We start from the raw sequence: 12,308 nt of genomic DNA, 5'->3' as shown, positions 1-12,308 counted from the left end.
TTCTTAAACATTTGCAGCGTAAGTTAGTTGCAATTAAAAGCAGCTTAATCTTGCTTGTCAAGCGTTTAAAACATAAAAAACGCCAATATTTTAAAGCGGATAATAACCCCAGGGCTTCTTTTGCCTTTTTTTTCGTTTGGTAAATTTCTTAATGTTTATAGCTAAACGACAATCGTCATCCCGCAGCGGGATCTATGCTTTGAGATACCGCGAATAAATCGCGGTATGACGTAGAGCTCGCGTTAGCTACACTTTTATGCTTACCAACTCAGTATCCAATCAAAATCCTGGATTTCAGTGTCAAGCACTGAAATAACACCGAAAGGGCTACTGCTGTCTTGGATGGAAACCAGTGTCAGCTACTTGAATCTGCCACGCAAATTGCCTGCAAATTGCAATGTTCGTACAGCTGTGCGTCATGCGCTGGAATGGCATCAAGGGGTAACTTTTTATTTAAACAATGATTGTAAAATGATTATAATAAGAGATCTATTGAAATTTTAAAGTTATTAAATATTGACGCTATATACTTAAGTGTTAAAATAGAATGAAAAGTTTTTAGGAGTTTATATGGCAGCAGGTGGGAAAGCAAAGACAGCTAGTAAAAATAACCCTACTCAGCGTAAGAAAGCTGAGCAAAAAATGTATAAAGATAAACCGGTAAAACCTGTTAGATATATAGATCGTGATTCGCGCATGAATTATATGTCTGCTCAATATGACAACGGCAATCTGGTTGAAGATGAGGTAAGCGGCAATCCTATAAAGTGGGAAGCTGTATAATAGTTGTGGTTAAAGTTACTATTAATTCTAAGGAATGTGAAGTAGAGCATGGGCTCACTATAATTCAAGCTTGTGAAGTCGTGGGCGTTGAAATTCCACGTTTTTGTTATCATGAGCGTTTAGCAATTGCTGGTAATTGCAGAATGTGTTTGGTTGAAGTGGAGGGTGGACCTCCAAAACCAGTAGCCTCTTGTGCAATGCCAGTTGCAGAAGGGATGGTTATTCACACTGATACCCCTAAGGTTAAAAAAGCACGTGAAGGTGTGCTTGAGTTTTTGCTAATTAACCACCCGCTTGATTGCCCAATTTGCGATCAGGGTGGTGAATGCGATTTGCAAGATATCACGATGGCTTATGGGAAAGGAACCAGCAGACTTGATGAGCATAAGAGGGCTGTGCCAAAAAAACACTTCGGACCACTGATTGAGACCGCGATGAATCGATGCATTCATTGCACTCGGTGTGTTAGATTTTTGTCTGATGTTGCAGGTACAAATGAACTTGGAGGAATCGGAAGGGGAGAAAATGTAGAGATTAGCACTTACATAAAAAGGCATATTAGTTCTGAATTATCCGGAAATATCATAGATCTCTGCCCGGTAGGAGCTTTAACTGCAAAGCCTTACTCCTTTACAGCGCGTCCATGGGAGCTATCACATTGTGAGACTATAGATGTGCTAGATGCTGTGGGTAGCGCAATTAGAGTTGATTATCGTGGCCCGGAGGTTATGAGGATATTACCAAGGCTGAGCGAAGAGGTAAATGAAGAATGGATATCAGATAAAACCCGTTTTGCCTATGATGGACTAAAAGTTCAGCGTCTTGATCGACCTTATATAAAAAAAGATGGTAAATTAGCCCCAGTTGATTGGAATGAGGCATTAACTGTTGCTGCAAAGAAATTAAAGAATACAAAATCAAATAAAATAGCTGCAATTGCAGGTGATTTAGCAGATTGTGAGTCTATGCTTCTACTTAAAGAAATGATGCAGAAGCTCGGCTCGGGAAATATAGATTGCAGGCAGGATGGTGCAAAACTTATACCAAATAATCGTGGATCGTATGTGTTCAATACCACTATTGAAGGTATAGAGAATGCGGATTTGTGTCTGCTTATAAATACAAACCCAAGGATAGAAGCACCGATCATTAACGTAAGATTGAGAAAGAGATATTTACAGGGCAACTTTCCTGTTGCAAGTGTTGGTCCTAACATTGAATATTTGTATCATGTTGAGAAATTGGGCGATAATCCTGATATTTTGAGTGAAATAGCAAATGGAAATCATAAGTTCTGTAAGCTGCTGAGTGCTGCTCAGAGCCCTATGCTGATTATCGGTCAAGATGCATTAGTAAGAGACGATTCTGAATCAATTCTAATTCTAGCTGGCAAAATTGCAGAAGAATTTAACATGGTCAGAGATGACTGGAATGGCTTTAATGTGCTGCATAAAGCTGCAGCAAGAGTTGGTGGGCTAGATATTGGGTTTGTTCCTAAAAAAGGCGAAAGGGATATTAATCAAATATTGGAACATGCAGAAAGTGGTGAAATAGAAGTTGTTTATCTTCTTGGTGCAGATGAAATTGACACATCAAAATTAGAAAACACATTTGTAATTTATCAAGGTCATCACGGTGATAAGGGTGCACATGTGGCAGATGTTATCTTGCCTGGTGCTGCATATACAGAAAAATATGCAACTTATGTAAACACTGAAGGTCGAGTGCAAAGAACAAATTTAGCTGTATTTCCTCCAGGTGAAGCAAAGGAGGACTGGTTAATTATTAAAAATCTCTCGCAATATTTGGATCTCTCCTTACCATATGATAGTTTATTTGACGTGAGAAAAAAATTAGATACTATCGGTCCACAGTTTAGAAATGCTGATCAAGTGATAAAAAACACATGGGTGCCAATTAGCAATGGTAAAATAAATTTAAGTGATACACCTTTTACTTTAAAGGAGTGTAATTTTTATATGACGGATTCAATAAGTCGCGCTTCAAAAATAATGGCAGATTGTACTAAAGCTTTTTATGAACACACTAGTTAATATTTTATTTATTTTAGTACCGCTACTACTTTCAGTTGCATATTTGACATACTTTGAGCGTAAGGTCCTTGCTGCAATTCAACTAAGGCACGGCCCGAGTGTAGTTGGACCTTTTGGGCTATTGCAGCCATTTGCAGATGCTATTAAGCTACTGATTAAAGAGCCGATAATACCATTTAGAGCGAGCACCATACCGTTCATTATGGCTCCAATGCTTACCTTTATCTTGGCATTAATTGCCTGGGCAGTTATACCGTTTGGTGCTGAAGTAATTGTAGAAAATGGCCAGCAAGTAGTTATTCCTAAGGTTATAGCAAATATTAATGTTGGAGTGCTTTACGTGCTAGCTATATCGTCGCTGGGAGTATACGGCGTGATTATTGCAGGCTGGTCAAGCAACTCCAATTATGCATTCCTTGGCGCTATACGGTCGGCTGCTCAGATGATTTCATATGAAGTTTCAATAGGCTTAATAGTTGCTGCAGTCGTTATTACCACTGGAACATTAAATCTTGGAGAGATGGTGGTAGCGAAACACAATATGCCATTTTGGGTTGATTTGCTACTAATGCCTATAGGAATAATATTTTTTATTTCTTTGCTTGCAGAAACTAATCGTCACCCATTTGATTTACCAGAAGCTGAAGCAGAGCTTGTCTCTGGATATAACGTTGAATATTCATCCATGCCTTTTGCCCTCTTTTTTCTTGGAGAATATGCAAATATGATTCTAGCAAGTGCTATGATGACGATATTCTTTCTAGGAGGATGGTATCCGCCGCTGGAGTTCAGTTTACTTTACAAAATTCCAGGTTTAATTTGGTTCATTTTGAAAATAGTTATACTTTTGTTTATATTTATTTGGATTAGAGCAACAATACCTCGTTATCGATATGATCAGCTAATGCGCCTTGGTTGGAAAGTATTTCTACCAATATCGGTGCTTTGGGTGATACTCATTTCAGGGGTGTTGCTCTTTACTGGGAACTTGCCTGGATCCAATGTTTAATTTTCCAAATACAAGATTAAGACGCAGGCGCTCGAGCAAATGGGTTCGCAATTTAACAAGTGAAAATAGTTTATCAGTAAATGATCTGGTTCTTCCTCTGTTTGTTCATGACAGAGAAGAAACAACTGAACCAATTTCTGGCTTACCAGGCGTAAAATGTTATTCAATAGATGGATTAGTGTCTATAGTTAAGGAAGCTAAAGATTTAGGAATTAATGCTGTTGCAATTTTTCCTGTAGTTGATAGTAAACTAAAATCGGAAAACGCTGAAGAAGCATATAATTCTGACAACTTAATCTGCAGAGCAATTTGTGCTGTAAAATTAAAGGTACCTGAAATTGGTATTATTGCAGACGTTGCACTGGATCCATACACTATTCATGGCCATGACGGCATTTTAAAAGATAATCAGATGGATGTAGAAAACGATGAAACTATATCAGTACTGTGTAAGCAAGCACTTGCTTTAGCGAAGGCAGGATGTGATATAGTTGCTCCTTCTGATATGATGGATGGTAGAGTAGGAAGAATCAGAAAATCATTAGATGATAACAACTTTCAAGACGTATTAATATTATCTTATGCAGTGAAATACTGCTCTAGCTTCTATGCTCCATTCAGGCAAGTCGTTGGTTCATATGGGCTATCACATTCTATAGACAAAAGTGGTTATCAAATGGATTATAAAAATGCGCACGAAGCAATGTGCGAAATTGAAATGGATATAAATGAAGGTGCAGATTTTATTATGATTAAACCAGGTATGCCATATTTAGATATTATCAAAACAGCAAGTGATAAGTTTAATTTTCCGATTTTTGCTTACCAAGTAAGCGGTGAGTACGCAATGATAAAAGCTGCTGCAAATAATGGCTGGCTAGATTATGACAAGGTGATTTATGAATCTTTGATTGGTTTCAAACGTGCGGGTGCAAGTGCAATATTCACTTACGCTGCACTTGATATTGCAAAAAATTTAAGTGCATAAGCCCTATAAAATTATTAAATTTTTGGCGCACGTTCTTCTACTGTTGCTGCATATTACTTAAAGTTTTCCAATACATGTTTTAAGTTGTTGATAAGTCCGTTACAATACAGTATTATAAATAATATAAACCAAGTGTTACTTAGAACATGGGGATTTTTTTTAAATTTTTGGGAAAGATGCTAGGCAAGGTTTTTCCTGCTAAAACAGTAAGCTCTCTTTTAGGAATAGGATATTTACCAAGTTGGCAGAACTATTGGTCTTCTTTTTTAATATTATTTATTGTCGATGTTATATTAATTCTTACATATGGAGGCGAATACTTACTATATAAAATGCCAGACTCAGGAATAGTTGTAGCTGCTGTTTTTACAAAATTGGCAATAGTTATGTTAGTAATGCAATTAATTGGAATATTTATTTTTCATGCTCAAGACCCTTCAGCAAACAGTGGTGAAGAAATAGTAATACAAATAGCGTCAGGGCAAGTACTGACTCTAGCACTTTCAATGCCGGCAATGATGTCGATTTATTATGCTGTAAGTAAACTCTATGGGAATATATGTAAGCAGATGTTTCAATGCCCATTTTGGTTTAATGATTTTATGCACTTTTTCTTTTTTCTTATGATACCTTACGTATTTTTTAATGTCGTAGAAGTGATAAAACCATGGCCAATAAGTTCAATACAGCTCAGCTATAATAATGCAATGTCAATTACATTTGAGGGGATTTTTCACACATTTTATGCGGTGATTTTACTGTATTTAACAGCATTTATATTCTGCGATTTAACTATGCATGATGCAATTGTCCTAAATAAAAGCATAATTCAGTATGTGAGGGAAAGTTCAGCAGTTTTAGGTGATTATTTACATGATACTGTTAAAAAAATAGGTATTGAATAGTACTTATTTATTTATATATTTAGTATAAAAAGTGTACAATTTGTGTGAACTTACAAAGTATAATAAAAGAGTTACAAGATTTTTGGGCTAGTGAAGGATGTGTTATACTTCACCCATACACATCTGAAGTTGGTGCTGGCACATTACATCCTGCAACAATTATGTCTGCAATTGATACAAAACCGGCAAAAATTGCATATCTACAACCAGTAATTAGGCCAGCAGATGGACGCTATAGTGATAATCCTAATCGTTTGTATCAACATCACCAATATCAAGTTATAATAAAGCCATCTGGTAATAATTTACAAGACGTCTATTTAGATAGCTTAAAAGTTCTTGGCATATCTACAGAAAAATATGATATTAAGTTTGTTGAAGATGATTGGGAAAATCCGAGCGTTGGTGCATCAGGACTTGGATGGGAAGTTACATGCAATGGAATGGAAGTAACACAGCTTACTTATATACAGCAAGTTGGAGGGATTGACTGCAAGATGATTCCTGGTGAGGTGGCATATGGGTTGGAACGTTTAGCAATGTGCATACAAGGTGTAGATAATGTTTACGATATAATTTGGAACGATAACGGTGTAACTTACGGAGATGTTTTTAAACAAAGAGAATATGAATTTTCTTATCTAGCGTTAGATTATTATGATACTAAAGTGGTACAGCAGCAATTCAAAGATACGGAAAAATTGTGTAAGTTCCTTATTGAAAAGGAGCTGCCAATGGCAGCCTATGACCAATGTATTAAAACTAGTCACCTACTTAATCTGCTTGATGCAAGAGGTGTGCTTGGTGTGAATGAACGTACAGCTTATATTGGTAAAGTTAGAGAGCTAACAAAAAAATGTTGTGAATTGTACATGAGTAAATAGCGTATGTCGTTGCAGTTATTATTTGAGTGCCTTTCAGAAGAAATACCACCGAGAATGCAGAATGTAGTTGCAACTCAAGTTAAAAGCTGTATTGCCAATGTTTTTAACAAAAATAATGTAAAATTTACATCAATGGAGGTTTTTATAACGGCACGTCGCATTACCCTATTTGTCGACAACATAAATGCTTTGGAGCTAAAGGATTCCAATAACGAAGTTAAGGGACCAAACATTAACGCACCAAAAAGTGCTATCGAAGGTTTTTTAAGAAAATATCAGAAAAATGAAGAAGATTTGCTCGTTCGAAAAGTAAATAATGAGGATTTTTACTTCATTAAAAGAGAAAGCTGCTCATTTAACATCAGAGAATTCCTCAAAAATCAACTGGGGGAAATGCTCAAAAACTTTTCTTGGTTGAAGAGCATGAGATGGGGCGAAGGAAAAGAAAGGTGGGTTAGGCCAATCAAAAACATTTTATGCATTTTAAATGACGAAATAATACCTGTGTCTTTTGCAGGGATCACAGCATCTAACACAACATATGGCCATCGATTTCTCTCAAGTGGTACAGCGTTAACTGTTAAAGCACCTAAAGACTATTTTGAATTGCTAGAAAAAAACAGTGTAATTCTCCAAATGGACAAAAGAAAGCAATTTATACTAGATCAGATTAATAAATTCACAAAAGAGCAGAATTTACAACTTGAGAAAAATGATTATTTACTAAATGAATTGACAGGGCTTATAGAGTGGCCAATCGTACTGTTTGGTGAAGTGAATCAAGAAAAGTCATTTGGATTACCGAAGGAAGTAATACTTAGTATAGTTAATACACAACAAAAATACCTTGCTTTAAGTAATGGAAAGAGAATTTCACACTTTGTCACTGTTGTCAACGTCAACAATGGTGAAGTTGTTAAAGGGCACGAAAGAATATTAGAAGCACGTCTTGCTGATGCCCAATTTTTAATATCTCAAGATAAAAAGGAAAATCTAGATTATTATGTCAAAAAATTAGGTTCGATATTATTTCATGCTTCACTTGGCAGCGTGGGGGAAAAGGTGAAGCGTATTACGGCTCTGTCAAAGTATATAGCTATATTTATTCCACATGCTTCGCTGATAAAAGTTGAACGTGCTGCATATTTGGCAAAAGCTGATTTGGCAACATCGATAGTCAGAGAGTTTCCAGAATTACAAGGAGTAATGGGTGGATATTATGCTTCTTATTTTCAAGAAGATAAAGAAGTAGTGGAAGCTATAACTGAGCATTATAAGCCAATCGGGCCAGAGCAGGAGTGTCCTAAATCTCCTTCTGCAATTGCTGTGTCAATTGCAGACAAAGTGGATAGCTTAGTTGGTTTAATTGCAGCAGGTGAGAAAATCTCTGGTTCGTATGATCAATTTGGTTTGCGGAGAATGACAATTGGTATAATTAGGACAATACTTGAAAATAATTTGCATGTTCCAATTAGGCTAATGATAGACAAGTCAGTATCTTTATATTCAAGGCTTCTATTTAATAAAAATACAGCGTCAGTTGATAAGCCGAATAGAAAACAAATTTCAGAACTAGTATTTAGATTTTGCTTAGAAAGATTCAAGGTTATTTTAAAAAATAGAGATATAAGGCAAGATGTTGTAGATTCAATACTATATAAAATCGATATTAATGATCTGCTGACAGCAGAAAAGCGAACTGTTATATTGGATCGTTATCTTAGTACTCCAGAAGGTGAACAAATTCTAAGCACTTACAAAAGAGTCAGTAACATGATGAGCAAAGCAAGGAAAAGTGATGGCACTACTTATAGTGCATCTTACGGTAAGAGGTTTTTGATTGAAAGTGAAGAAATTGCGCTATCAAATTGTGCTATAACTGCTTGTAAAAACATAAAACAAGCGATAAAAAATAACCACTTTAATGTAGCACTTGATGAACTTGCTGGTTTTGCTCCGTTTATCAATCAGTTTATGGACAGTATAAAGATTAACTGTGATTCTGATAAGCTGAGAAGAAATAGATTATCTTTGCTTGAAAATGTAGTTTCCATCTTTCATTTAGTAGCAGATTTTAACCTCATACAGGTTAAACAATGGATAAATGCTCAGGCAATATAAAGAACAAATCAAATCATCTCCACAATCCTGTGGCGTGTATAAGATGGTTGGAGATAAGAATAAAGTTTTATATGTTGGAAAAGCAAAAAACTTAAAGTCAAGGTTATCCGACTACCTTCAATTCGAAAACCTTTCTGAACGAATTAGAGTTATGCTCTTACAGGTTATTAAGGTTGAAATATTCATCACTGAGAATGAAATCGAAGCACTGCTTCTTGAAGCACAGCTAATAAAATCATTGAAACCACTTTATAATATTGTGCTCAAGGATGGAAAATTTTATCCTTATATAACAATTTCCAAGCACGATTATCCAAGAATAGCAAAATATAGAGGCAAATTTAAGAAAAATGAGTTTCATTATTATGGTCCCTTTACATCTGCCGCTGCTGTTAAGCAAACTATATTGTCATTGCAAAAAGCTTTTCTCCTAAGAGTATGTTCAGATCAATACTTTTCCTCAACAAAAAGACCATGTATTGAATATCAAATTAAGCGCTGCTCAGCACCATGCATAAACAAAATCACAAAAGACGACTACTGCCAATCAGTAAAACAGGCACGAAATACATTGCTTGGAAGAAATAAGGAAGTGAAAGAACAGTTACTTTTCACAATGAGAAAGTGCAGCAGTGAAGAAAACTATGAGCTTGCTGCTATATATAGAGATCGGGTAAAGTTTCTTGAGCAAATTCAAATACAGCACACGGATTTTTCTTTTGAAAAAGATGCAGATTTCTTCAGTATTGTACGTGAAGAGGATCTAGCATGTATTAGTGTGTTATCGTTTAGAAATAAAGACAACTACGGCAGCACTCCTTACTTTGCCGAGAACTGTGGTGATCACTCAAATGATGAAATTTTATCCACCTTTTTGGTCAATTTTTATAATTCAGCTAACATACCTCCAATACAAATTTACGTTCCAGATTCTATTGTGGATAAGGAAATTATAGAACAAGCACTATATAAGGTTGCTCAAAAGCCAGTAAAAGTTCTGCATGCAAAGAATAAAAAAGAGCGTGATTTATTGAAATTTGTTTATGATAACTCTCAGCATAGCTTAGAGCAGAAGCTTATCGATTATAGAAATAACCTAGAAAAGCTTGAGGAGCTTAGCAAAATCTTCTTGTTACCAAACATTCCAAAGCGTATCGAGGTTTATGATAATAGCCATATTTCTGGAAGCCAGCAAATTGGGGTGATGATTGTTGCAGGGCAGGAGGGTTTTTTAGAGAGTGAGTACAGAAAATTTACTATAAAGGAAAAATTTTCAGGCGATGACTATAAAATGATGAGGGAAGTGCTAACCAGACGTTTCTCCGGCAATATAAAAGGCATAATACCTGATTTTTTACTGATTGATGGTGGACCAGGACATGTTTCCATAGTACAGAATGTACTGGAAGTATTGAACATAAACGTTCCTTTTGCTTGTATGGCAAAAGGTCCTGATCGTAACGCAGGAAATGAAAGATTTTATATGCTGGGCAGGGAAGAATTCAGTCTGGCAAATGACAGCAAAGTCATGCTTTACTTACAATCGCTGCGTAATGAAGCCCACCGTTTTGCGATAACTTCACATAGAAAAAAACGCGATAAACAGTTTATAGTTTCACAATTAAGCAAAATACCCGGCATTGGCAACAAAAGAAAAAAAGCGTTGATGTCTTATTTTGGTTCAGTGAAAAATATAAGCAAAGCTTCTCTGGCTGAAATTCAAAACGTACCTGGAATTAGTAAAGGTTTAGCAGAAGTCATTCTTAAATACGTGAATTATAAGAGAGGAGTACTGGAATGACACAAAACCCGTTTTATTATTAGGGAATTTATATCTTAAAACCGCAAAAAAAGGTGTGCGTATTTGTGAAAAAAAATCTCCATAAAATTTGTGAAGCAATGTGGTGGGACTAGTGCGATTTGAACGCACGACCTTCAGATTAGGAGTCCAACGCTCTATCCTGCTGAGCTATAGTCCCGTATTTCCTACCATTCATGTAAAGTTATAGCAAAAAATCCTTTCTTTTCTAGATTTCTTGCATAACCAATTTATGACGACAAAAAACATTTCTGTACTTCTTGAGTATAATGCTATTATATTTAATAACATGGTTTAAGTAAGATTAATGCTAGTTAACAATATTGGTTATTTCTATAACAATCAAAACGACTTTGCTTTAAGCAATATAAACATTAAAGTAAAGAAAGGAAATGTTGCATGTTTATTGGGGCATTCTGGCTGTGGCAAGTCAACAATTTTGAAATTAATTGCGGGGATAGAAAATCCAAAATCTGGAACTATTTTTATAAATGATAGGTTAGTTGCAAGTAATAAGGCATCAGTCGCTATAGAGCATAGAAATATCGGATTGATTTTTCAGCATTCTGCATTATTTCCTCATAAAACAGTAGTAGAAAATATAACCTTTGCTATCCGCAGCTCTTCCAAGAGAGAAAAGCACCTAATTGCATTGGAAATCTTGAAGTTACTCAATATAGAAAAATATGAAAATATGTACCCTAACGCCTTATCTGGAGGACAGCAACAATTAGTTGCAATAGCAAGAGTGATGGCACAAAACCCTGATGTTGTGTTGTTAGATGAACCATTTTCTAATTTAGATATACTGCTCAAGTGCCGAATAAGACAACATATATTGTCCCTTTTTAGAAGTAAAAATATCCCTGTGCTAATGGTAACTCATGACCCGCAAGAAGCATTGAAAGTTGCAGATTTTATCTACGTAATGAAAAATGGTAAAATTATTCAATCAGGAGTTTCTAGCGATATATACCATAAGCCTAAAGATGATACGCTAGCAAAGTTTTTTAGTGAGCTCTCTTCTACTCTACAGTTAAGCGAAAAGTTTCCACTTATTCGCTGCAAGAAAATAATCTAGTTTGGGATTGTTATAAAATAATTAAAAAACCTTGATTTATAATTAAATAAAGGTGATATAATCTATGTGTTACTTGACTTCAGTCAAGTTTTAATATTTAAAGGTCAATATTTTAAATGGAGGTGAAAATGAGTTTAGGACCATGGCAATTGTTTCTAGTCTTAATAATAATTTTAGTTCTGTTTGGTGCAGGCAGATTACCGCAAGTTATGGGTGATTTAGGAAAAGGCATCAAAAACCTTAAACAGGAGCTTAAGGACTCAGAAAAATTATCGTCTAATGAACCAGATCGTTAGCGTCCTCATACTTCGTGACATGCACCTTAGTGCATGTCATCTGTTTAAAAACTTAGTCAGGTTAAAGAATGAAAGAGATGAAGTGTTGGTATGAAATAAATAACAAATATTGAAATACAGCAACAACTATGTTAGCTTAAGAGGAATATTTTATTAAAGGATAATTGTGCAAAAAAGTGAGAAACTAACTAAAGATAAAAAACTAGCTTCTGATATTCTAAAAGAGGTTGCAGATACCAATAACAATGATAGCAATAAAGTAACTTTGTTTGACATTAAAACAGCTTTGCATGAACGCGGTTTTGGTATTTTAATAATCATCTTCTCCTTGCCGCTATCGGTGCCTATACCGGTTCCACCTGGTTATA

General features: G+C 35.4%; 11 protein-coding genes and 1 tRNA gene. 11 read left to right on the top strand and 1 reads right to left on the bottom strand.

Translation table 11 applies throughout. The features are described 5' to 3' along the window. Positions 1-570: 570 nt before the first annotated feature. The 8 genes from OZD62_RS05265 (at position 571) to uvrC (ending at position 10,545) form a co-directional block, all read left to right on the top strand. Positions 571-783, top strand: a complete 213-nt coding sequence (locus OZD62_RS05265) for a hypothetical protein (protein ID WP_006279675.1) — start codon at positions 571-573, stop codon at positions 781-783. Between the two features lie 5 nt (positions 784-788). Continuing rightward, positions 789-2,837, top strand: coding sequence for an NADH-quinone oxidoreductase subunit NuoG (nuoG, locus tag OZD62_RS05260; RefSeq protein ID WP_458695163.1), 2,049 nt, complete (start codon positions 789-791; stop codon positions 2,835-2,837). Further along, the gene (gene nuoH, locus OZD62_RS05255; protein WP_275019590.1) at positions 2,821-3,846 is read left to right on the top strand and encodes an NADH-quinone oxidoreductase subunit NuoH; all 1,026 of its coding nucleotides are present in this window, start codon (positions 2,821-2,823) and stop codon (positions 3,844-3,846) included. The genes nuoG and nuoH overlap by 17 nt, the downstream gene beginning before the upstream one ends. After that, positions 3,839-4,834 (top strand): porphobilinogen synthase, encoded by a 996-nt coding sequence (gene hemB, locus OZD62_RS05250; RefSeq protein ID WP_275019589.1) that lies wholly within the window; start codon positions 3,839-3,841, stop codon positions 4,832-4,834. Before nuoH ends, hemB begins: the two co-directional genes overlap by 8 nt. A 146-nt stretch (positions 4,835-4,980) precedes the next feature. Continuing rightward, positions 4,981-5,739: a phosphatidylglycerophosphatase gene (locus OZD62_RS05245; protein WP_275019588.1), complete on the top strand. Its 759-nt coding sequence runs from the start codon at positions 4,981-4,983 to the stop codon at positions 5,737-5,739. A gap of 44 nt (positions 5,740-5,783) precedes the next feature. Beyond that, positions 5,784-6,623, top strand: a complete 840-nt coding sequence (locus OZD62_RS05240; RefSeq protein ID WP_275019586.1) for a glycine--tRNA ligase subunit alpha — start codon at positions 5,784-5,786, stop codon at positions 6,621-6,623. Positions 6,624-6,626: 3 nt separating this feature from the next. Next, positions 6,627-8,744, top strand: coding sequence for a glycine--tRNA ligase subunit beta (gene glyS / locus OZD62_RS05235; RefSeq protein WP_275019585.1), 2,118 nt, complete (start codon positions 6,627-6,629; stop codon positions 8,742-8,744). Continuing rightward, a complete protein-coding gene (gene uvrC / locus OZD62_RS05230; RefSeq protein WP_275019584.1) occupies positions 8,728-10,545 on the top strand; it encodes an excinuclease ABC subunit UvrC in 1,818 nt (605 codons plus the stop codon). Before glyS ends, uvrC begins: the two co-directional genes overlap by 17 nt. Positions 10,546-10,646: 101 nt before the next feature. On the opposite strand, the gene OZD62_RS05225 is transcribed toward uvrC, so the two are convergent. Beyond that, positions 10,647-10,723, bottom strand: a tRNA-Arg gene (locus OZD62_RS05225). Between the two features lie 147 nt (positions 10,724-10,870). On the opposite strand from OZD62_RS05225, the gene OZD62_RS05220 reads away from it, so the two are divergent. The 3 genes from OZD62_RS05220 to OZD62_RS05210 all read left to right on the top strand — a co-directional run. Further along, the gene (locus OZD62_RS05220; protein WP_006280146.1) at positions 10,871-11,644 is read left to right on the top strand and encodes an ABC transporter ATP-binding protein; all 774 of its coding nucleotides are present in this window, start codon (positions 10,871-10,873) and stop codon (positions 11,642-11,644) included. 128 nt (positions 11,645-11,772) lie between these two features. Beyond that, the gene (tatA, locus tag OZD62_RS05215) at positions 11,773-11,940 is read left to right on the top strand and encodes a twin-arginine translocase TatA (protein ID WP_006013840.1); all 168 of its coding nucleotides are present in this window, start codon (positions 11,773-11,775) and stop codon (positions 11,938-11,940) included. A 166-nt stretch (positions 11,941-12,106) separates the two neighbouring features. Continuing rightward, positions 12,107-12,308: exopolysaccharide biosynthesis protein (locus tag OZD62_RS05210; RefSeq protein ID WP_275019583.1), on the top strand; the 202-nt coding region annotated here is incomplete at its 3' end.

Source organism: Wolbachia endosymbiont of Drosophila seguyi (assembly GCF_028981765.1).
GTDB classification, from domain to species: domain Bacteria; phylum Pseudomonadota; class Alphaproteobacteria; order Rickettsiales; family Anaplasmataceae; genus Wolbachia; species Wolbachia pipientis.
This window is presented reverse-complemented; position numbering and strand designations above follow the sequence as displayed.